Origin of the sequence: Streptomyces tendae (assembly GCF_008632955.1) — a bacterium.
Lineage (GTDB): Bacteria > Actinomycetota > Actinomycetes > Streptomycetales > Streptomycetaceae > Streptomyces.
This window is the reverse complement of the sequence record NZ_CP043959.1, coordinates 4,075,948-4,095,553: the sequence shown is the minus strand read 5'-3', so window position 1 is coordinate 4,095,553 and position 19,606 is coordinate 4,075,948. Positions and strand designations below refer to the sequence as shown.

Sequence of the window (19,606 nt, the reverse complement as noted above, 5' to 3'; positions counted from 1 at the left end):
AAGCCGTAGATGTCCCGGACGGCGAAGGCCCGGCGGGATCGGACGGGTGCGGCCACCCCCTTGCCGCCCGCGCGTGTGGTGACGCACCGGGCCGCCGGCCCACGGGGCGGGGAAGGGGACCGCACGCCGAGGTCAGGGGGTCCACGTCACCTGCCCCGGTTTCACGGCACAGCACGGTGCTGCACCGGAACCGGCGGGGTCAAGGTGAACCGGCTCCCGGGGCACCGGTTCAGGGGTTTCCCTGAATTTCGGGGTGCCGGGGAGTGCGCGCCGACACGCAACTTCTAGGGAAATCACGCGACTTCGCCGCGCACCGGGGACCTCGGCTGGCCTCGGCCGTGGTCGGCCGTGCACTCTCGAACAGCCCCCCGACCTCGCCGCGGACCGCCGCGGTGGCAGCTGTGTCCCGGGACCGTGGATGCCCGGAACGGACGACGGAAAGAAGGCTGACGGCATGCACCGTGTGCTGTGTCCGGTCGAGACGCTCTATGTGGGCCAGAGAAGCAGGGCCGTGCTGTCCTGCACCCTGCGCGGACCGGTTGACCTCGCGGCGCTGTCCGCCGCGTTCGACGCCCTGACGGAGGCGAACCCGCCGCTGCGCTCCCGCATCGAACAGGACGGCGGCGGGCACGTGCTGCGCGTCCTCGGCGCGGACGAGCGGCCCCGGCTGATCACCCGGACCGGTGACGAGGAGGAGGCCTACGCGGCGGAGCTGAACAGGCCGCTGCCGGTCGGCGGCCCGCTCAGCCGTGCCGTTCTGGTCAGCGCGCCCGACGGCCGGAGCCACCTGTTCGTGCTGGTGATCGACCACACCGTCACCGACGGCCACAGCAGCATCGCGGTGCACAACTCGCTGTGGGACCGCTACCGGGCGCTGGTCGAAGGCACCACCGACGACATCGCCGCTCCGGAACTCCCCCGCTGGCCCGAGCCCGTGAGCCGGCTGCTGCCTCCGGCCGACGAGGCCGACACGGCGAAGTACCTCGACGGCCGGCTGGAGGAGATACGGCGCCACCCGGTCGAGCTGGTCCCGTACGACGCCGCGAGCGGGGAGGGTGCCGGCCCGGACGGGCACATCGAGGTCCGCCGGCTGACCCTGGAAGCGGACCTCACCTCCCGGCTGCGCGGTACGGCGCGCGCCTCGGGCGTCTCCGTGCACGCCCTGATCGCCGCGACGCTGCTGGTGACCGCCCGGCGGCGGCTGGCCGGGGACGACGGGGCGCGCACGCTCGGCTGCCTCTCCCCCGTCGACCTGCGTGCGCGGCTCACCCCGCCGGTGCCCGCCTCCGACCTGGTCCCCGCGGTCACCACCCATCTGCAGACCCTGGACGTGGCCGCGCGTTCCGAGCCGTTGGAGCTGGCCCGCGCCGTGCACGCCCGGCTGGGCGACTTCCTGGCCCGCGGCGACCACTTCCACGAGATGCGCATCACGCCGGAGATCCCCCGCAATCCCGCGCTGCAACTGGCCACGGTGATCGCCACGAACATGGGCGTGGTCCCCGGTCCGCGGCTGCCGGACGGGCTGCGGGCCGCCGACGTGCGCCTCGTTCCGGCTCGCGAGCACTACTTCCCGCAGGCGGGACGCAGCCCCGTCATGGCGTGCGTCGTCTCCTTCGCGGGCCGGCTCTCCATCGAGTTCCCGCACTCCACCGCCTGTTACAGCCCGTCCTTCATGCGGGCGTTCCGCGACGAGGTGCGCACGGGGCTGCTGCGTTTCACGGACGTCGTGGAACCGGGGCTCTCGCCCACGCCACCGGCTGATCACCGCCCGTTCGCCCCTCCGACCCCCGCCCGCCCGGCTGTGTAAGGAACCTCTGTCCGCCATGACGACCGTCAGCGAACTGCCCTCCCCCCTGACGCTGCTCCCCCGGGCCCAGGCCGGCGACGAGCACGCGATGAACCACCTGCTGACCGCCATCACGCCCTACGTCGCGCGCATCTGCAGGTCCATCACCCACGACGACGGCGCCGACGCCACCCAGGAGGCATTGCTCGCCGTCTACCGCGGCCTTGGTTCCCTGCGGGAACCGGCGGCGTTCTACGGCTGGGTGCGCTCGGTGACGGTCCGCGAAGCCATCCGCACCGCCAGGCGCTTCGGCGCGGAGAGCTGCTGCTCCGAGGTGGACTCGCGGGAGGAGACCAATCCCCTGGACGCGGTGCACATCAGTGACGTGCTGGAGCGGCTGTCCCAGGCGCACCGGCAGGTCCTCACCCTGCGCGCCTACGGGCTGAACGAGGAGGAGATGGCCGAGGTGCTCGCGCTGCCCGTGGGCACCGTCCGCTCGCGTCTGTTCCGGGCCCGCCGCCGGTTCCAGGAGGCGTGGCAGCCCTCGGCGGCGTGACGCCGGCGCGCCATCCCGGGGCGGGCCCTACGACGGCGGCCGTGGCGGTGTGTCTCCGCCACGGCCGCCTCCGCGGGGCGCGTCACGCCCCGACCTCGCACTACCGCACGCGCTCCGGGAGGACCCGCGGCGGCCACTGTCCATCGGCGAACATCCCGAGCGCGTGCGCCCGCGCCACCAGAGCGGGCCGGTTGGGGGCGTCGAAACGCCGCAGCATCTGACCGACGCGATATTCGATTCCCTGACGGCTCAGATAGAGACGGGAGGCCAACTGCACCGTGGACTCGCCACGCGCCACACCTTCCAGCACCTGCGCGTCGAGAGCGCTGAGTACGGGTCCGCCGTCGGCCGCTTGTTCGGCCCGGCGCAGAAGGACGACCAGACCGACGATCTCACCCGTGGGCTGTCCGACGGCGATCGCGGTGACTTCGGCCGGGAAATTGCGGCCCTCTCCGTCGCGACACGTCACCCTTTCCCTGAATCTCCGGCAACGCCCGGAGGAAAGCGCGGTGAACTGTTCCCGCAATTGTCCGGGAACCGGGGAACGGAGCAGTTCGAGCAGGCCGCGTCCGCATATCTCGTCGACGCTCAGGCCGAACTGCCGGGAGAATGCCGGTTCCGCGGCTGTGACGGCCAGCGTCCGGGGGGACACGTGAGCCGTGCAGGCGGCTTCCTGGGTGGGACCGTCCGGCGCGCCGATCGGGTCACGGCGGGCCGGGACAGCCGCGGCGGCGGTCTTCTTCTTACGGGGCGAGGCGTCGGGGAAACTCGTGGTCGCCACGGACGTACCGTCCTTCTTCCTGCGCGTGGGGGGCTGGGAAGTGTGTGCGGACGCGGAGCGGACCGGTGCGCTGTGCCTGGGTGTCGGCGAGCGCCCGGTGACGGCACGCCACCTCGTCGGTGGCCTGAGCCGGGTGTCCGCGTCGTTCAGGGCCGGCGTCGGGCGCCGGGTCCCCGGGGCGGGTCGGGGTGAGCAGAGAAAGCGGTGCCGAGGCGACCGTCGTCCCGGTCACCTGGATAACGTTGTCATGACCATTCGATCCCGCGGCGCGGTCCCGTCGGCCGACGACGGGGCGGGCGGGCGAACCGTACGTCCTGCCGTGACGAGAAGCCCGTTCGGGCAGTGCGCGGCACTGGAACCTCCACGGTACGGAGAGGGGGGGTTCATTTGAGGGGTCGCCTTAGAGACTAAGGGGAGGCACCCCCTGAGGCAAGAGTTTGTCAGGTGAACTCAGCAACTCGCCAACTGTTCCGCACCCGGGCCCCTTTCGGGCACGGAGAACCCCCGATGCAAACAAATCCCGGCGGAGTGACGACACCCCTTCCGGAATGCACCACGAGCCACGCTCAACGGCTTGTCGCCCCGTGTCGCGCTCCCTGAAGCGTGGACAACTCACGCGCCCGTTCGGGCAAACGGAACCGCGAATACCGTGCCGACCGGGCCACCGAACCCGTCACCGAACCCGAGGAGGGATCTGCTGGATCAGCCGCAGCTCGACCGTCGGCCGAAAAGGGTGCGTGCCGCGCGGGGCGTGAGCCAGGCCGATGTCGTCGGTGAGGCGATGTCGACGGGTCATCTGTCGCGCCTGGAGGTCCGGTCAACGGCGCCCCACAGAGCGAACCGTGGCCCGTCTCGCCCGGCGGCTCGGCCCCGGCGACTGCCTGGCCCAGAGGCGCGCGAGGCGGCCACCGTCAGCGCCAGAGGGTCAGGTTGTCTTGGTCTGACCGCCGTCGATGAGGAATTCCGCGCCCGTGATGTTCGCGGCGCGGGGCGAAGCCAGGAAGAGCGCGAGGTCGGCGACCTCCTCAGGTTCGGTGAAGCGTCCCGTGGTGATCCCCATCTGCTGGGGCACCACCACGTCGACAGCCTCCTGGGCAGTGGTCCCTGCGCCGGCCGCCACGGCCTCGGCGAAACCGCCGGGAGCGGTCCAGAACGGGGTGCGGACCGGTCCCGGCGCGATGGCGTTCACCCGTACGCCGCGCGGCGCGAACTCCTCCGACAACGCCTTGGTAAGGCTGGTCAGCGCGGCCTTGGCCGCCGAATAGTCCACCACGTTGGGGAAGGGCAGCCGGGCGTTCAGTGAACTGATGTTGACGATCGCGCCACCGCCGTCCGCGAGCAGGTGGGGCAGCGCGGCGCGGCTGGCGCGGACGGCGCTGAAGAAGTTCAGGTCGAAGCCCCGTTGCCACTGCGCGTCGTCGACAGCGAGGAAATCGGTGCGGGGCTGGGTGGCTCCGACGTTGTTGACCAGGACGTCGATCCGGCTGTGGCGTCCCATCGCCGTCCGGATCAGTACCTCCACGCCCTCTGTGGTAGCCAGATCACCGGCAACGAAGGCCAGGTCACGCGTCTCGCCCAACGCGGCCAGCTCCAGGGTTTCGGAGCGGCTGCCCGCAACCACACGTACCCCCTCGCGCAGGAATGCTTCGGTGATGGCCAGTCCAATCCCCTTGCCGGCACCGGTGACGACGGCGACTTTGTCGATGAGCCCCAGATCCATCGTCGCGCACTCCTGTCTCTTGAACTCAGCATGCATTTTTTTCGCATATTGGGCGTCCAGGGCATTGTGGGCGTCGGGTCCCGCGCGCACTCGCAGGCACGCCGTCCCCTGCTGCCGGAGAGTGAGACCGCCGTCAGCTACGGCCGACCCTCGGCTAAGCCTCCGGCCCGAGATCGAAATCGGCCCCACGAGACCCTCTCGGCACAAGCAGCCTCAGCCGATCCGCAGGAGCCGGGATGATTTCAGGCACTCTTGCGCCGTATGTGCAGGTGGCCGTCGCGAGGGAAGGAGGGCGGTGCCGCGGGCAGGATGGTGTCGAAGTCGTAGCGGCTCTTCTGAGCAACTCGGCACGATGCCGGATTGTTCACCTGGTGCAGGATCTCGAGACGCTCCAGCCCGTCGGCTGCGAAGGTGTCGAAGGCCCAATTGGTGAGTGCCTCCAGCGCTCGGGGCGCCACACCCCGCCCGCGAGCGTGTGCCGCGGTCCAGTAGCCCACTTCGGCCGCCGGTTTGCCGGAGGTGACTTCCTTGAGGACCACGTTGCCCACCAACTGTTCGCCCGCTGAACCGGGTTGTATCTCTAGGACGGCGAAGCAGAACCGGTTCCCTGCCGCCCACCCCCGCTGCTGAGCCTGCACCCAGCGTGCCCCTTCGGCGTCGGTGTCCACGACAGAGCTCGCCCACCGGCGCAGTGCCGGATCCTGGCTCACCTCGACCAATGCGGCAACGTCTCTCATGCGCCACGGGCGAAGAAGGAGAGGGGGAGAGACCGGCGACGCGGCCACCTGGAGTTCGACCGGGGCACTCGTCAACCGATGACATGCGGCGGCGTTTTCACCCGGCGCCGACTGTGTCTGTCCCATGCCGCCTTGCGACCGCCTCGTCATTGCTGTGCCCGGACACGCAGAGCGTGGACGGACCAGTCGAACACCGGAGCCAGACTCTCCGGGGCCGGCCAGCCGTTGACCACGGCAAGCAGCTGGAGGTACCGCTCCCTGCGGGGGTCGTTCACGCTCTCCAGTCGAGTCGCCAGCCGGCGGCGAAGCTCGACGCCGTCGGGGCGGCCGAGGAGGTGCGCGTAGTGCGCCGTGAACGCCGCGACGATCGGATCGGCCTGGGGCGAGGCCGGGTCGATGCCGGCGGCCAGGGCCGGGCCGACCTGGTCACGGACGACTGCGGCGATGTCCCGGCACGGACCCGTCATGTCGCTTCGCGCCTGCTCGACTGCCTGGTCCTCGGCCATCCGCCGCACCACGGTGCGGAAATCCGGATCAAGGGACATCTCGGCCAACTCCACCCATGCCTGTACCTGCTCTGCCTCGGGGTCGTCGGGCAGCTCGGGGGTCATCGAGCGCATGGCCCCCGCGAATGCCGGTACGGCGCCAAGACCGCCGAAGACGGCGTCGAGGAATTCGCCGATCAGACGTCGGCGTTCGTCCTCGGAGAGCTGTGCCAGCCGGTGCATGAGTTCCGTCTCCTCAGGTGTGGACCCGCGCTCGGCCACCGCCGTCAGCACCGCGCGACGCAGGCGCAGGACGCCGATCTGCACTGCCAGTGCTTCGGCGTGCGCCGCGGCGACCTCGGGAAGCGAGAGCTCGCGGTCCACGACCTTGCGGATCGTGGGAAGGTCCAGACCCAGCTCGCGCAAGGTCCGCACGAAGTCCAGGCGTGCGACGGCATCAATGCTGTAGAGGCGGTAGCCGGCCGGGCTGCGGTCCGTCGGCGCCACGATTCCGCGATCGGAGTAGAACCGAATGGTCTTGACCGTGAGACCGGTCCGTCGAGCCAGTTCGCCGATCGAGTAGAGAGTGTCGCCGTCCATGACCCCACCTTTGCGTCTCCCCCTACTGGAGACTCAAGTCCCTTCGCCTGCCGGCAGGCAACAGCCCCTGATCCACAAGTCCTGACAATTCCTGCAAGTCCAAGGGCAGCCGCCTCGATCCGACTCGTGCAACACGGCACTGTCCAGCACGGTCCGCGGCCGCTGGGACAGGGCCTGGGTCTTCGTACGAGGCCGCACCCAGCCCGCCGGCGCGGCGCGTTGGGCATCGGTCACTGACAGGGGCTGAATCCTCGGGCCTGGGCGACTCGCGCCGGTCAGCGGTGGATCCGGTCGTGGCTCCGAAGAGTCACGACCGGATGCTCCGCTTGTTGTCCGAGCGGCGCGACTACCAGGAGGACTTGGTGACCCCGGGCAGGAAGCCGGCGTGGGCCTGCTCCCGGACGCGGACCCGTGACAGGCCGAACTTCCGCAGGTGGCCACGCGGTCGCCCGTCCACGCTGTCCCGGTTGCGTACTCGGGTGGCGCTCGCGTTGCGGGGCTGGCGCCGCAGTTCTTCCGCCGCGGCCCGGCGTTCGGCGTCGGTGGAGGCCTGCCGGCGGATGATCTCCTTCAGCTCCGCACGGCGGACCGCGTACCGCTCGACGACCGCCTTGCGCTTCTCGTTCTGCGCGATCTTGCTCTTCTTGGCCATCAGACCTTTCCTCCTCGGGCACGGATGCGGGCCACGGCTGCCTCGATGCCGATGCTGTCGACCGTCTTGATCGCCTTCGCGCTGAGCGTCAGCCGGACATGCCGCCCCTCGCTGGGCAGCCAGTAGCGCTTGCGCTGGATGTTGGGGTCGAAGCGGCGCGAAGTGCGCCGATGCGAGTGGGAGATGGTGTTGCCGAAGCCCGGTTGGGCGCCGGTCAGTTGGCAGTGGGCGGACATGGTCGTACCTACCTCTCGTCGGGGACGGCTAGTTTTTGGTAATGGAAATCATTCCCATATAGTAGCGCTCATGGCACGCAACGAGGTACGCCCGATCATCAAGCTCCGCTCCACCGCGGGAACCGGCTACACGTATGTCACCCGCAAGAGCCGCCGCAACGACCCCGACCGCATGGTGCTGCGCAAGTACGACCCGATCGCCCGACGTCACGTCGACTTCCGCGAGGAACGGTGACCTCGCGCCGCTCCGCCACCGCCCGCCGAAACTGAAGGACGCCCCATGAAGCCCGGAATCCATCCCGCTTACGGTCCCGTCGTCTTCCGGGACCGTGCCGCGAACTACGCGTTCCTCACCCGCTCCACCATGACCAGTGACAAGACGGTCGAATGGGAGGACGGCAACACCTACCCGGTGGTCGACGTCGAGATCTCGCACGTCAGCCACCCCTTCTACACCGGAACCGCCCGGGTCCTGGACACCGCCGGGCGAGTCGAGCGCTTCGAGCGCCGGTACGGCCGACGCGGAGCCAACTGATGCGCGACAGGTCCCCACTGCCCGTCGTCATCGTCGCCGGGCTCCACTCCGAGGCACGCCGCAAGGTTCGTGGACCACCTCTTGCGCCTGGTTCCCGACAGCGTCGCTCTCCATCACGACCTGTCCACAGCCGCCGACGGCACCGTTCTGCGTCAGGTGCGCGACGCCTCGGGTGAGTTGTCCCGGGGCGAGGCCCCGCTGGTCAACGACTGCGCGTGCTGCGCCCTGCGCGAGGACCTGGTCCCCGAGTTGGAACGGCTCGCCGAGGCCGGCCTCACCCGGCTCGCCGTCGTCGAGCTGTGGGACTCCGTAGAACCCAGGGGGATGGCCGAGGTCGTCGTCCACCACGGCGGCGACACGGTCCGACTCACCAACGTGATCACGGCGGTCGATCCGGCTCTCGTACTCCCCTGCCTCGGCAACAGCGACGACCTGGCCGAGGCGGGCCTCGCCGCCGCGGCCGGCGACCAGCGCACGGTCGGCGACACCTGCGCCAGGCAACTGGAGTACGCCCCCGTCCTCGCCGTCATGGACAGCGAGGACGCCGACGACGAGGACCGGGCTCTGCTCACCCAACTCCACCCCACCGCACGCCAGGTGGGTGCCGACTCAGCGGAGCTCGCACGGTTGGCCTTCGCCGGCTTCGACGCCGAAGCTGCCGCCGCGGCCCAGCACCCTGCCTGCGCCCTGCTCCCCCAGGAAGCCGACGAGGCAGGCGTCACCACCTTCGTCTGGCGCCGGCACCGCCCGTTCCACCCCGAACGCCTCTATCAGGCACTGGAAGACCTCTGCTGCGCCGCTGCCCGCAGCAGAGGTCGGTTCTGGCTCGCCGACCGCCCCGACACCCTGCTCGCCTGGGACGCCGCCGGCGGAGCCCTGTGCGTGGAGAGCGTCGGCCCGTGGCTCGCCTCCCTGCCGGACGCCGCCTGGGAGATGGTCCCTCCCGTACGCCGGGCGGCCGCCGCACTGGACTGGCACCCCGAACACGGGGACCGCTGCCAGCACCTCGTCTTCACCTCACCCGGCCTGGACCGCGACGGACTCGCACGGGTGCTGGAGTCCTGCCTGCTCACCGACGCCGAGTACAGGGCAGGCCCCGAAGCGTGGAAGCGACTGCCGGCCGTCTTCAACTCTCTCCTCGACCCCGTCGCGTAGCACCGTCCCAACCGCCCCACACCACAGAAGGAGCACCATGCCCCCCCGCCAAGGCCCTCGCAAGCCGCTGAAGTCCCGTCCCAACCCGCTGGACACGGCCCGGATCACCTACATCGACTACAAGGACACCGATCTGCTGCGGAAGTTCATCTCGGACCGTGGCAAGATCCGCAGCCGTCGCGTCACCCGCGTCACCGCCCAGCAGCAACGACAGATCGCCACCGCGATCAAGAACGCCCGTGAGATGGCGCTCCTTCCCTACTCGAGCCGGTAAGCAGCGACCGCTCACCCCCCCCTGCGCAAGCGTTTCTGCGCGAAATGCGAAAGCACACAGAATGCACCCCTAGGAGCAGGGGTGCATTCTGCATTTCCGGGAGGGGTGCCCGCGAACAGTCAGTGGTCGTCCCAGTGGCCCTCGTGAGCCGCATGACAATGACAGCGCCTCCTCGCTCGGGGCCCGCGCGGTCCGACCGATCGGGTTCGTCACACCAGGGGGACGGCGGCGCCTGGTACGTGACCCGGCTGCGGCAGACGGGCACGTGGCGTCCTCATGGCGAACTGGGGTTTCCCTCGGCCTGGATGGCGCATTCGGGATCGCGCGCGCCTGGCAAGCTGCCGAATACGACAGCGCCTGAGGTGGTACCCCCAAGCGGCGTTCTCCCGCTGCTGACTTCAGGTCCCGGCGGGAGCGGGGAGTCCGCGCGTTCCGCCCATGATCGCCACCAGGACCGTACTGTCGCCGAACTGCCAGACCGGCGCGACGTGGGCGAAGCCGGCCCGGCGCAGCAGTGCGGCGTGGCGGCGCACCGTGACCTGCTCGGCGCCGCCGTGGTGGAGGGCGTGGCGCCGTCGGCGTTCGTCGAGCAGGTCGGCCAGTTCGGGGTCCCGGGCCGCGGCGTCCCACCAGGACCGCCAGTCCTCCCGCGTGTGGCCGCCCGTACGCTCCGACCTTCGGCGGCCCACGTGGGCGGTGAGGTTCGAACAGGGCCCCGCGTCCGGCGGGAGGTGGTCCCCGTTGACGAGGACGCCGCCGGGGCGTAGCAGGGACGCGAGGGAACGGTAGGTTCGCAGCAGTGCGGGCTCGGGCAGGTAGTGCAGCGCGGTCGTCGAGACGGCGGCGTCCAGGGGGCGGTCCAGCCCGAGGGCGTCGGTCCAGCCGTCCGCGCCGATGACGGTGTCCACGAAGCGGGCGGCGTTCGCATGGTGGGTGCGTCCCAGTTCCAGCAGCACGGGGTCCATGTCGGCGGCCACGATCTCCGCGTGCGGGAAACGGGCCGCGAGCCTGGCGGCCAGGGAGCCGGGGCCGCACCCGAGGTCGAGCAGCAGGGGGCGGGTGCGGCCGACGACGGTGTGTTCGACGACGTCCGCGATCACGGTGAACCGCTCCTCGCGGTCCACCGCGTACCGCTCCTGCTGCCGTTCCCAGCGCTCCACCCATGCCCTGGCCGTCCCCATGCTCACGCCCATCGCTCGCGCCACCTCATCCGTCTCTCGTTCATCCGTGGGCACAGACGAATCTACAGGTGGAAACGGTTATCAGTTGCTGTTCAGGACAACGACGCGAGGACGGACAGCAGGCGGTCGATCTCCTCGGGCGTGTTGTAGGCGTGCAGGCTCACCCGTACGGATGCGTCCCGCTCGTCGGTGCCTGCCTGGCAGAGGCTGTCGGCACGCACCATGAAACCGTGGCTGAAGAGGATGAACCCGAGGTCGTCGGACGGGATGTCACGGTGACGGAAGGTGACGATGCCGTGGCGACGCTGGGCCGCGGGCAGGGGGGAGTCGGCGGCGAGGCTCACCGGGCAGCCGAGGACCTCGTACGGGCCGAGCCGTCCGAGCCGGTCCGTCAGCCGGGTGGTGAGGGTGGTCGTCCAGCGCGCGATCCGCTCGACGCAGGTCGCGTCGAGCCAGTCGAGCGCGGCCCGCAGCGACACGATGCCCGCCGTGTTGGGCGTGCCCTGCCAGCCGTCCGGCCGGAACACGGGCCCTCGCGCGTTGCGCGCCCAGACCGCGCCTGATCCGGGCAGGGCCATCGCCTTGTGCCCGGAGAAGACCACGAAATCGACGTCCAGCGACGGATCGTCGAGGTGGACGGGCAGGTGACCGACGCTCTGTGCCGCGTCCAGGCAGATCGGCACGTCCGGGCCGACCGCTTCGCGGATGCGGTGCACGTTCATGTCGCCGCCGTAGACATGGTGGACGTGGGTGGCGGCCACGAAGCGGCTCCGCGGGCCGATGGCCTCGGCCAGGGCCCGGTGGTCGTAGTCGCCGGAGACCGCCTGGTACGGCAGCGCCCGTACGCGAACCTGGACACCGCGCTCGGCCAGCAGCCGACGGGCCTCGAGCCAGGGGTCGAGATTGGCCCGGTGGTCGGCATACGGCACGAGGATCTCGTCCCCGTCCCTGAGGTACGACACGAGCCAGTCACGGGCGACCGTACGCAGGCCCTCGGTGGTGCCGCTGGTGAAGTGGACGGCGGAGCTGCCCGGTTCGGGGTCGTGGAGGAACTCCTTGACCCGTTCTCGAGTCGTTTCCACGAGGTCCGTGGTCCGGTTGGCCCAGGGGTAGGTGCCGCGGCCGGCGTTGGCGTTCGACGTCGTGAGGTACGTCTGGACGGCCTCCAGTACGGCACGTGGCTTCTGGGACGTGGCCGCGCTGTCGAGATACGCCAAGTCCGGATGGCCGGTGACGATGGGAAACTGTTCTCTCACCTCCCGCTGCCAGAGCGGGCCCTCGCGTTCCACCGCGGACGGCGGGTGTGCCGTACTCACTCGCGCACCAGCGGTGCGCCCGCGTCCCGCCAGGCGACGATCCCGCCGGCCAGGCTGCGGACGTCCGGGTGGCCCATCCGGGTCAGCGCGGCGGCGAAGCGCAGTGACTTCTCACCCACGGGACAGGCCAGCAGCACGGGGGTGCGCTTGCTGAAGGGGAGCCCGCCCCGCAGCAGGTCCTCGAACACCTCGTCGACGATGTTGACCGAGCCCTCGATGTGCAGGGCGGCATAGGCGTGTGGACTGCGCAGGTCGACCACGAGTGGCCGGGGGTCACCCTCGGCAGACCAGCGACGGGCGTCGTCCACGTCGATGACGCGGCCCTCCGCACGGGCCTCGGCGTCGGTGACGGCCACCGCGGAGCGCCCCCGGTCCGTCCGGCCCAGGAGTTCGGGGCGTCGCTGACGCACATAGCTGAGGTAGCTCTCGGCCCGGTCGCACACGATGAACACCGCCGTCCGGCGCTGCCCGGTCCCGTTCAGCTCGGCGTCGGCATACCGCAGTTGCCGGACCGCCCCCTGGTAGGCGGCGCCGCCGGTCGGTCCGCTCAGCAGTCCGCACCGGCGGATCAGGGTGATCATCCCGTCGATGGCCTCGTCGGAGGTGACCGACTCGATGGTGTCGTACGTCGTCGGGTCGAACAGGCCCACCTGGTGGACCTCGTCAATGGTGCGGATGCCTGGTATGAAGTCCGACTTGTGGGCGACCAGGCCGAGCACCCGTACGCGCGGGTCGTGCTCACGCAGGACCCTGGCGACACCGGTCGACGAACCGGCCGTGCCCACGCAGGCGATGAACCAGTCCGGCACCCGGCCGTCCAGGTCCTTCACTATCTCGGGGCCGGTACCCTCCGCGTGGGCCTCGACGTTGCGTGGGTTGAAGTACTGGTCGGTGTGCAGGTACGTACTCCCCGGGTCGGACAGCGCCCGGTGGAAGTGCGTCAGCGGGTCGTCCGTGTCGGTCGGGTCAAGGCACTCGCTGCGCCCGGGAAGTTCCTCGATCTCGGCGCCGATGAGCAGCAGCAGTTCCTTGATCTCGGGCACGCGCATGCGGTTGGTGACGCTTTTGAAGCGCGCTCCGTGCATACCGGCCAACAGGGCGAGTGCCTTGGCCGTGTTGCCGCTGGAGAGCTCCACGACCGTCCCGTCAGGGCTGGTGGCGGCCTCCAGATGGGGCCGTGCCATGTGCCAGGCGGGCCGGTCCTTGACGGACCCGAACGGATTGAGCATCTCCAGCTTGGCATAGAGGTCGATGTTGCGCAGACCGTGTACGGCGGGATCGATGCGCACCAGAGGCGTGTTGCCTATGGCCTCGGTGATGCTGTCGTACCTCATCCGACTGCTCCCCCCAGGGGTGTGATCGGCCAGTAGTCCTCGTCCGGGCACCAGTGCCATGAGTCGCCCCGCCGCTCCACCGCCACCGTCCGCGCGACGGGCTGCCGCTGGGCGTGATGGGCGTGGAAGTCCATGGCGTACCCGGCGGTGTTGGCGAAGGCCAGCAGATCCCCCGCCCGCGGCAGCCGGGGCAGGAAGACCAGGCGGCGGGTGATGAGATCACCTTCCAGGCACAGATTGCCGGCGAGGTAGACGCCGACCGGCTCGCCGTCACCCGCCGCCGCTTCGCCGCGCGGCAGCAGGACGGGGTCCACCAGGACCCCGTGCTCCTCCAGGCTCATGTCACCCGCGTTCATGGCGAGTTGCACCAGGTGGTGCCCGGCGTCCGTGTCCGCGGGCCGTACGTCCAGCACGCGGGCGAGCGACAGTCCGCACTGGTCGACCAGGGAGCGACCGGGTTCGATGTACAGGTCGTGGAGGTGCTCCAGCAGAAGGGTGGCCGGCGGGCGGCCCAGCACCGACGCGGGCAGTGAGAGCAACTCGTCGAGGTAACCCGGGCCGGCGGTGGCGCGGTACGCGGGGTACAGCGCGGCGGCACCGCGCACCGTGCCGCCCTCGTTGCGCAGCCCGTATCCGTGGCCGCGCCAGGTCAACGGCGGGCGGACGCCGAGCACCGCCTCGGTCAGCGCGGTGGTCCACCGCTCCCATTCCTCCGCCTCGGCGACGTAGCCGACGCCGAATCCGCCCCCGATGTCGAGAGCGCGCGGCGCGAGTCCCCGCGCCCGGCATGCGTCCATGAACAGCACGCACTGCTCCAGCGCCCGCGCCTTCTCCTCCACGCCGGTGGTGTCGAGGTGGTAGGCGGCGCCGACGAACTCCACGGTGTCGGCGTTGCGTTCGAGCGCCGACAGCAGCTCCCCCATGTCACGTAACGGGGTGCCGAAGCGGCTGCGCCGGGAGAGCAGCCGGGTGCCCGCTCCCCCGTGGCCGGTGGCGCGCTCGAACCCCGACAGACGTACCAGCACGGCCACCCGGCCGAACGCGTGCGCGCGCACCAGTCCGGAGAGACGTTCCAGTTCCCCGGGCGAGTCCAGGCTGACCGTGGCTCCGACGCGCGCGGCCAGCCAGAGGAACGCGGCGTCCTTGGGGCCGGTGGCCATGATGCGGTCGCCGGTGAACCCACAACCCAGTGCGTGCCTCAGCTCCTCCGTGGAGGCGACGTCGACGCCGACGGTGGCCGGGTCCTCCGCCGCCAGTCGCCGCAGCAGGGCGCTGGACCGGTTCGCCTTGTGCGCGAAGTACACCCGCCCGGTGAGATGGTGGCGGCGGTAGACGGCACGGAAGCGGGCGGCGTTCTCGGACACGGCCTCGGGGATCAGCACGTTGAGCGGCGACCCCAGCGCGTCGACGAGCGAGTTCAGGAAGGGCCGGTCCGCCAGCAGGCGGGCGAGCGGCGGCTCCACCCTGGGCCTCAGATACAAGGGTGCGTCCACGTGAGACCCCTCCCGGTGCCGGCCGACCGCCGAGGCGACGATCGTTCGGGGGTAGTCGTTTCCAGGTACACCCGCCCCTAAGCGTCACTGGTCCGGTTCGTGGGCGAAGTGCCGTGCTCAGAAAGGGTGGTTGCTGCTGAGGATGCGGTTGAGCGCGCTGCCGGGGCGGCTCGTGAGTTCCTGCCACGTTCCCTCTTCCGTGATGAGGCCGTCCTCCAGGACGGCGATGCGGTCGGCGCGGCGGATGGTCGCGGGGCGGTGGGCGATGAAGATCGTGGTGCGGCTCTCCTCCCGCAGCGCGGTGGCGAGTTCGGCGTCGCCGGTGTTGTCGAGGTGGGCGGTGGACTCGTCGAGCACGAGGACGCGCGGACGGGCCAGCAGCGCGCGGGCCAGGGCGATGCGGGCGCGCTGACCGCCGGAGAGCGTGGCGCCCCGCTCGCCGACGAGGGTGTCCAGGGGGGCGATCCGGTCGACGCCGCACAGTCGTGCCGCCTCGGCCAGCGCCCGGTCGTCGGCCTCGGGCGCGGCGAGCCGCAGGTTCTCGGCGAGGGTGCCGTGGAAGAGGGGGGTGTCCTGTCCCACCAGCATCACCGCACGCCGCAGTTCCGCGTCGTTCACCTCCCTCACGTCCACGGGATCGCCGTCGGCGGGCAGCAGCTGGACCTCGCCGGCGGACGGGTCCCAGAACCGGGCCAGCAGGTGGGCACAGGTGGACTTGCCGGCCCCGGAGGCGCCGACGAGGGCGAGTGTCCGGCCGGGGTGGACAGTGAGGTCGACGCCGTCCAAGACGGACCCGCCGCCGTAGTCGAACCTCACGCGATGCAGCCGGACGCCCAGTGGCCCGGGAGGCAGGGGGCGTGGGGCGGTGGGCGGCGGTGCAAGGGCGGGGGCCTTGACGGCCGCGTCGACCCGGGAGGCGGCGGCGCGCAGTGCCACGGCCTGGCTCAGAGCGCGGGCCGACTCCGCCACCGGGCCGAGAACGGACAGGGCCAGTGCCATCGCGGCCGGCGCCCACGCACCGTGCAGCCGTCCGGAGGTCACGGACTGTGCCGCCGCGGCGACCACGCCGAGGACGGCGACCACGATGAGGAGATCGCGGACGGCGGCGGCGACGGCCTCCCAGGTGGCCTCGGCGCGCTGGGCGTTGCCCACCTGCCGACCTCGCTCCGCCAGTGTGCGGCGGCGTCCGGCCAGGGCGCCGAAGGCAAGCAGTTCGCGCAGCCCGTCGACGGTCTCCACCGTGTCGGCCGACAGCGCGGCCACGGCCGTGCGGGTGCGGCCGCCGCGTGCCGTGCGTGCGCGGGCGTCGGCGAAGGGCGCCGCGGCGAGCAGGGCCGCGACCGGCAGGACGGCCACCAGCAACCACGGCTCAACCAGGGACAGAAGTACCGAGCCGCCGGTGAAAACCGTTCCCGCCGCGAACAGTTGGGCGGTGGTGTGGGCGTAGAAGAACTCGAGCGCCTCCACGTCGGCCATGGCGGTGGCGGCGAGGTCGCCGCTGCGGCGGCCCGCGACCCGGGCGGGCGCGCTGCGGGCCAGTCCGTCGAAGACGCGGACCCGCAGTGCGGCCAGGACCCGGTAGGCAAGGTCGTGGGAGAGGTCCATCTCCCGCCAGGTCATCAGGGCCCGCGTCACGGCGAGGGCCACGAGCGCGGTGACGGTGCCGGCCGTGGGAGCGTGTCCGTCGATGACGGCGGTGCCCACGGTGTGCGCGGCCAGGGTCAGCAGCGCGACGAGGGATCCCTGTTCGAGGACGGCGGCGACGCAGGTGCGGGCCGTCATGGCGCGGTGCCCGGCGAGGGCGGGCAGCAGGGCGCGCAGCGCGCCCCGCGCGGGAGCGTCCGCCCCGGTGGCGGCGGGACCGGTGGCGGCGGGACCGGTGGCGGTGCTCATGCGGCGATTTCCCCTCGGTGGGCGCGGCCGGCCTCGACGAGCCGGGTGTAGACGCCACCTGCCTCGGCCAGGCCGGTGTGGTCGCCGATGGCGTCCACCCGTCCCGCGTCGAGGACGACGATCCGGTCGGCGTGCCGGACGGCCGCGAGGCGGTGGGCGACCACCAGGACGGTCCGCCCGCCGACCGCCTTCAGCAGCTCCCGGACGATGCCCGCCTCGCGTCGCTCGTCGACCGCGCTGGTGGCCTCGTCGAGCACGAGGACCGGGGCGTCGGACAGCAGGGCCCGGGCGAGGGCGAGCCGCTGTCGCTGGCCGCCGGAGAGCGTGGCACCCCGTTCGCCGAGGACGGTGGCGTAGCCGTCCGGGAGGGCGGCGATCTCGTCGTGGATCCCGGCGGCGCGCGCCGCCCGGGTGAGCTCGTCGTCAGTGGCGCCGGGCCGCGCCAGACGCAGGTTGTCGGCGATGGTGTCGTGGAACAGGTACGTCTCCTGCGAGACGACGGCGATGCCCTGCCGCAGCGCGTCGAGCGCGCATTCGGTCGTGGGGCGCCCGTCGAGAGTGATCCGCCCTTCCTGCGGATCGTGGTGGCGCAGGAGCAGGGCCAGGAGGGTCGACTTGCCCGCGCCGGACGGCCCGACGATCGCGGTGGTCCGTCCCGCCCGCGCGGTGAAGGAGACACCGTCCAGGGCGCGTGCGGGAGCGCCGTCGTAGCTGAACCGGACATTGTGGAAACGGAGTTCGGGCGGAGCGTGCCACCGCGCGGGCGCCGTTGCGGTGTCGTGGACCGTCGGCTCGGCCGTGCGGAGGGCCGCCAGCCCGTCGGCGGCCGACACCCCCAGATAGCCGGCGTGCCATTCCCGGGCGAGGTCGCGGACGGGGCGGCAGCACTCGGAGGCCAGCAGCAGCACCAGATAGGTGCCGGCCGCGGTGGTGGATCCGGTGACGGCCGACCAGCACGCCAGGAGCGCGGCGGCGGCGGTGCCGCCCTGGATGGCGAGGTCGGTGATGCCGGTGTCGACCAGGGACACACGCAGCTTGGCGACGGTCGCCCGGTGCAGGGCCGCGGACCGCTCCTCCAGGCGTGCGCGGGTGCGGCCGACGGCGCCCGCGGCGCGCAGGGCGGGCATGCCCTGGAGAGCCTCCAGGTAGTCGGCGCCCAGTCCTTCGTAGGTGTCCCAGTGCTCCTTCCCGCGGGCGGCGAGGAGCCGGTCCCAGGCGCGCGGGCCCAGCAGGGCCAGGAGCAGGGCGGGGGCGAGTCCGAGGAGGGCCAGGGGCTCGACCACAACGAGGACGGCGAGGACCAGGGGTGGTACCGCGAGGGTGACGAGGAGCTGGGGCAGGTAGCGGGAGACGTAGGCGTCGACGCCCTCCACCCCCTCGACCAGGGTCGTGCGGACGGCTCCGGCCCGTGCTGTGCTCAGGTACGCGGGCCCCAGTCGGCCCAGGTGCGCGAGGAGTTCGTCGCGCAGTGCCACCCTGACCCGGGCGCCGGCGCGGGTGGCGGTGCGCCGCTGCCACAGGGCGAGCCCGGCGCGGGCGGCGACGACGGCGAGCACCGCGGCGAGCAGCCACGGGAGTCGGCCGATGTCACCGCGGGCCAGGCCGGCGAGCGCGAGGGCCAACAGCGCGGCCTGCGCCAGGTGCGTGAGGGTGACGGCCACCTGCAAGAGGGTGGCCGCGAGCAGGGGGCGCCGTGCGCGCCGTGCGGCGCGGCGCAGCTCGGGGTGGACGGTCATGTGAAGTTCTCCTCGTCGGCGTGGCGGGTGCCGAGGGCCAGGGCGTGCACGATCCAGTCACGGCCCGGCGCGGCGCCGAGGGCGGCGCCGAGGTCCGCCTGCTGCCAGGAGCCGACGGGCCGGGCCGCCAGCCCTTGGCGCAGGGCTGTGACATGGGCCAGGTGGACGGCGAAGCCGGCTCGCAGGTGAGCGCGGCGGATGTGCGCGGTGTCGGCGTCCGTGGGGCAGCCGTGGGCGAGCAGTACGGCGCCGGCGTCCGCGAGCCACGCCTGGTTCGCCGCCCAGGCCGCGAGCGTCGGACGGGCCTCGCCGGACGCGTAGTGCCGCAGGGTCGTGCCCTCGGGAGTCAGCTCCATGAGACCGGGCCGAGGCGGGCCGACCGCGGTACACCAGCGCAACAGGCCACCGTCCCCGGATCGTTCGGCGGTGGCCAGGACTGCCCGCAGTGCATCGCGGGGTGGGAGGCCCGGCAACGGTGGCGGGGTACTGCGGCGCGCCAGCAGGTCGGCCGGGGTGGGCGGGTCCTCGGTCTCTGCAGGGCGCCTCCGGCTTCGCCCGTCGGGCGGTGGGATACGTACGACGGCCAGGGGGTCGTCCGTGCGTCCGTCGATCTGTACGTCGGATTGGCCCGCGCCGAGGACGCGGGCCGCCAGGAGCAACGCCGCGGCGGCGTGCCCGGTGTCCAGCAACAGGAGGGGCCAGGCCCGGTGGCCGTAGTGGGACACCGTGCGCTGCGCGGTGACGGAAAGCGCGGCGGTCACGCCCGGCGGCGTGCCGTCGACGGGCGGGCCGACGAGGTGGACGCGGTGGCGCAGCGGGTCGTACCCGTAGCGGCCGGGCGGCAGGGAGCAGCCGGTTCCCACGGCCAGTTCGGTGTCCACCGGGTGCAGCGCACCGGCGGAGGGGGTGGGCCTGAGGCGTCCGGAGGTGTCCGAGGCGGCCAGGGACAGACGCAGCAGGGCCCGCAGGTCGAGGTCAGCGGGTCCGGCCTCCGGGATCCGGCACGGTGGCCCCGGCCAGGGGCGGACGGCTGTCCCGGCGGGCGTGTCGGGGCCGGGGCGCTCCGGGGAGCGGGCCCGGGCGAGGGCGGCGACGAGGCCCGTCGGCGGGTCCTCGCGGTGGTCTTTCACAGCGGC

Annotated in this window: 18 protein-coding genes and 1 pseudogene; 6 read left to right on the top strand and 13 right to left on the bottom strand. The window is 71.9% G+C overall.

Annotation, left to right across the window (positions count from 1 at the left end; translation table 11 throughout):
- Positions 1 to 454: 454 nt before the first annotated feature.
- Both F3L20_RS18770 and F3L20_RS18765 read left to right on the top strand, forming a co-directional pair.
- A complete protein-coding gene (locus tag F3L20_RS18770) occupies positions 455 to 1,807 on the top strand; it encodes a phthiocerol/phthiodiolone dimycocerosyl transferase family protein (protein WP_150155361.1) in 1,353 nt (450 codons plus the stop codon).
- 16 nt (positions 1,808 to 1,823) lie between these two features.
- Positions 1,824 to 2,342: an RNA polymerase sigma factor gene (locus tag F3L20_RS18765; protein WP_150155360.1), complete on the top strand. Its 519-nt coding sequence runs from the start codon at positions 1,824 to 1,826 to the stop codon at positions 2,340 to 2,342.
- 100 nt (positions 2,343 to 2,442) lie between these two features.
- On the opposite strand, the gene F3L20_RS18760 is transcribed toward F3L20_RS18765, so the two are convergent.
- The 6 genes from F3L20_RS18760 to rpmB form a co-directional block, all read right to left on the bottom strand.
- Positions 2,443 to 3,123 carry a PAS domain-containing protein gene (locus F3L20_RS18760; protein ID WP_150155359.1) on the bottom strand — a complete coding sequence of 227 codons (681 nt, stop codon included), beginning with the start codon at positions 3,121 to 3,123 and terminating at the stop codon, positions 2,443 to 2,445.
- Between the two features lie 925 nt (positions 3,124 to 4,048).
- Positions 4,049 to 4,843: an SDR family NAD(P)-dependent oxidoreductase gene (locus F3L20_RS18755; protein WP_150155358.1), complete on the bottom strand. Its 795-nt coding sequence runs from the start codon at positions 4,841 to 4,843 to the stop codon at positions 4,049 to 4,051.
- A gap of 242 nt (positions 4,844 to 5,085) precedes the next feature.
- A complete protein-coding gene (locus tag F3L20_RS18750) occupies positions 5,086 to 5,706 on the bottom strand; it encodes a GNAT family N-acetyltransferase (protein WP_346768024.1) in 621 nt (206 codons plus the stop codon).
- A 20-nt stretch (positions 5,707 to 5,726) separates the two neighbouring features.
- A complete protein-coding gene (locus F3L20_RS18745) occupies positions 5,727 to 6,665 on the bottom strand; it encodes a MerR family transcriptional regulator (RefSeq protein WP_150155356.1) in 939 nt (312 codons plus the stop codon).
- A 346-nt stretch (positions 6,666 to 7,011) separates the two neighbouring features.
- Entirely contained in the window at positions 7,012 to 7,317 is a 306-nt protein-coding gene (rpsN, locus tag F3L20_RS18740) for a 30S ribosomal protein S14 (RefSeq protein WP_150155355.1), read from the bottom strand.
- Positions 7,317 to 7,553, bottom strand: a complete 237-nt coding sequence (rpmB, locus tag F3L20_RS18735) for a 50S ribosomal protein L28 (RefSeq protein ID WP_004936751.1) — start codon at positions 7,551 to 7,553, stop codon at positions 7,317 to 7,319. The genes rpsN and rpmB overlap by 1 nt, the downstream gene beginning before the upstream one ends.
- Before the next feature lie 70 nt (positions 7,554 to 7,623).
- On the opposite strand from rpmB, the gene rpmG reads away from it, so the two are divergent.
- The 4 genes and pseudogenes from rpmG to rpsR all read left to right on the top strand — a co-directional run bounded on the left by rpmG (position 7,624) and on the right by rpsR (position 9,517).
- Positions 7,624 to 7,788 (top strand): 50S ribosomal protein L33, encoded by a 165-nt coding sequence (gene rpmG / locus F3L20_RS18730; RefSeq protein WP_145824333.1) that lies wholly within the window; start codon positions 7,624 to 7,626, stop codon positions 7,786 to 7,788.
- A 45-nt stretch (positions 7,789 to 7,833) separates the two neighbouring features.
- Positions 7,834 to 8,088 carry a type B 50S ribosomal protein L31 gene (locus F3L20_RS18725; RefSeq protein ID WP_150155354.1) on the top strand — a complete coding sequence of 85 codons (255 nt, stop codon included), beginning with the start codon at positions 7,834 to 7,836 and terminating at the stop codon, positions 8,086 to 8,088.
- Positions 8,088 to 9,243 (top strand): annotated as a pseudogene (locus tag F3L20_RS18720) (CobW family GTP-binding protein). Before F3L20_RS18725 ends, F3L20_RS18720 begins: the two are co-directional and overlap by 1 nt.
- 37 nt (positions 9,244 to 9,280) lie before the next feature.
- On the top strand, positions 9,281 to 9,517 hold the full coding sequence (gene rpsR, locus F3L20_RS18715) for a 30S ribosomal protein S18 (RefSeq protein WP_150155353.1): 237 nt from the start codon (positions 9,281 to 9,283) through the stop codon (positions 9,515 to 9,517).
- 398 nt (positions 9,518 to 9,915) lie between these two features.
- On the opposite strand, the gene F3L20_RS18710 is transcribed toward rpsR, so the two are convergent.
- The 7 genes from F3L20_RS18710 to F3L20_RS18680 all read right to left on the bottom strand — a co-directional run bounded on the left by F3L20_RS18710 (position 9,916) and on the right by F3L20_RS18680 (position 19,600).
- A complete protein-coding gene (locus tag F3L20_RS18710) occupies positions 9,916 to 10,710 on the bottom strand; it encodes a class I SAM-dependent methyltransferase (RefSeq protein ID WP_150155352.1) in 795 nt (264 codons plus the stop codon).
- An 80-nt stretch (positions 10,711 to 10,790) separates the two neighbouring features.
- The gene (locus tag F3L20_RS18705; protein WP_431193162.1) at positions 10,791 to 12,014 is read right to left on the bottom strand and encodes an aminotransferase class V-fold PLP-dependent enzyme; all 1,224 of its coding nucleotides are present in this window, start codon (positions 12,012 to 12,014) and stop codon (positions 10,791 to 10,793) included.
- Positions 12,011 to 13,348: a pyridoxal-phosphate dependent enzyme gene (locus F3L20_RS18700; protein ID WP_150155351.1), complete on the bottom strand. Its 1,338-nt coding sequence runs from the start codon at positions 13,346 to 13,348 to the stop codon at positions 12,011 to 12,013. Before F3L20_RS18700 ends, F3L20_RS18705 begins: the two co-directional genes overlap by 4 nt.
- Positions 13,345 to 14,841 carry a Y4yA family PLP-dependent enzyme gene (locus F3L20_RS18695; RefSeq protein WP_167534552.1) on the bottom strand — a complete coding sequence of 499 codons (1,497 nt, stop codon included), beginning with the start codon at positions 14,839 to 14,841 and terminating at the stop codon, positions 13,345 to 13,347. Before F3L20_RS18695 ends, F3L20_RS18700 begins: the two co-directional genes overlap by 4 nt.
- A gap of 117 nt (positions 14,842 to 14,958) precedes the next feature.
- Positions 14,959 to 16,734: an ABC transporter ATP-binding protein gene (locus tag F3L20_RS18690; RefSeq protein WP_150155350.1), complete on the bottom strand. Its 1,776-nt coding sequence runs from the start codon at positions 16,732 to 16,734 to the stop codon at positions 14,959 to 14,961.
- Positions 16,731 to 18,470: an ABC transporter ATP-binding protein/permease gene (locus tag F3L20_RS18685; protein WP_150155349.1), complete on the bottom strand. Its 1,740-nt coding sequence runs from the start codon at positions 18,468 to 18,470 to the stop codon at positions 16,731 to 16,733. The genes F3L20_RS18690 and F3L20_RS18685 overlap by 4 nt, the downstream gene beginning before the upstream one ends.
- The gene (locus F3L20_RS18680) at positions 18,467 to 19,600 is read right to left on the bottom strand and encodes a SagB/ThcOx family dehydrogenase (protein ID WP_240810689.1); all 1,134 of its coding nucleotides are present in this window, start codon (positions 19,598 to 19,600) and stop codon (positions 18,467 to 18,469) included. The genes F3L20_RS18685 and F3L20_RS18680 overlap by 4 nt, the downstream gene beginning before the upstream one ends.
- Positions 19,601 to 19,606: the final 6 nt, after the last annotated feature.

Bases quoted from the DNA above. Each gene is read 5' to 3' on its own strand.
- F3L20_RS18770 (WP_150155361.1), top strand. From the start codon at position 455: ATGCACCGTGTGCTGTGTCCGGTCGAGACGCTCTATGTGGGCCAGAGA.
- F3L20_RS18765 (WP_150155360.1), top strand. From the start codon at position 1,824: ATGACGACCGTCAGCGAACTGCCCTCCCCCCTGACGCTGCTCCCCCGG.
- F3L20_RS18755 (WP_150155358.1), bottom strand. From the start codon at position 4,843: ATGGATCTGGGGCTCATCGACAAAGTCGCCGTCGTCACCGGTGCCGGC.
- F3L20_RS18750 (WP_346768024.1), bottom strand. From the start codon at position 5,706: ATGGGACAGACACAGTCGGCGCCGGGTGAAAACGCCGCCGCATGTCAT.
- F3L20_RS18745 (WP_150155356.1), bottom strand. From the start codon at position 6,665: ATGGACGGCGACACTCTCTACTCGATCGGCGAACTGGCTCGACGGACC.
- rpsN (WP_150155355.1), bottom strand. From the start codon at position 7,317: ATGGCCAAGAAGAGCAAGATCGCGCAGAACGAGAAGCGCAAGGCGGTC.
- rpmB (WP_004936751.1), bottom strand. From the start codon at position 7,553: ATGTCCGCCCACTGCCAACTGACCGGCGCCCAACCGGGCTTCGGCAAC.
- rpmG (WP_145824333.1), top strand. From the start codon at position 7,624: ATGGCACGCAACGAGGTACGCCCGATCATCAAGCTCCGCTCCACCGCG.
- F3L20_RS18725 (WP_150155354.1), top strand. From the start codon at position 7,834: ATGAAGCCCGGAATCCATCCCGCTTACGGTCCCGTCGTCTTCCGGGAC.
- rpsR (WP_150155353.1), top strand. From the start codon at position 9,281: ATGCCCCCCCGCCAAGGCCCTCGCAAGCCGCTGAAGTCCCGTCCCAAC.
- F3L20_RS18710 (WP_150155352.1), bottom strand. From the start codon at position 10,710: ATGGGCGTGAGCATGGGGACGGCCAGGGCATGGGTGGAGCGCTGGGAA.
- F3L20_RS18700 (WP_150155351.1), bottom strand. From the start codon at position 13,348: ATGAGGTACGACAGCATCACCGAGGCCATAGGCAACACGCCTCTGGTG.
- F3L20_RS18690 (WP_150155350.1), bottom strand. From the start codon at position 16,734: ATGAGCACCGCCACCGGTCCCGCCGCCACCGGTCCCGCCGCCACCGGG.
- F3L20_RS18685 (WP_150155349.1), bottom strand. From the start codon at position 18,470: ATGACCGTCCACCCCGAGCTGCGCCGCGCCGCACGGCGCGCACGGCGC.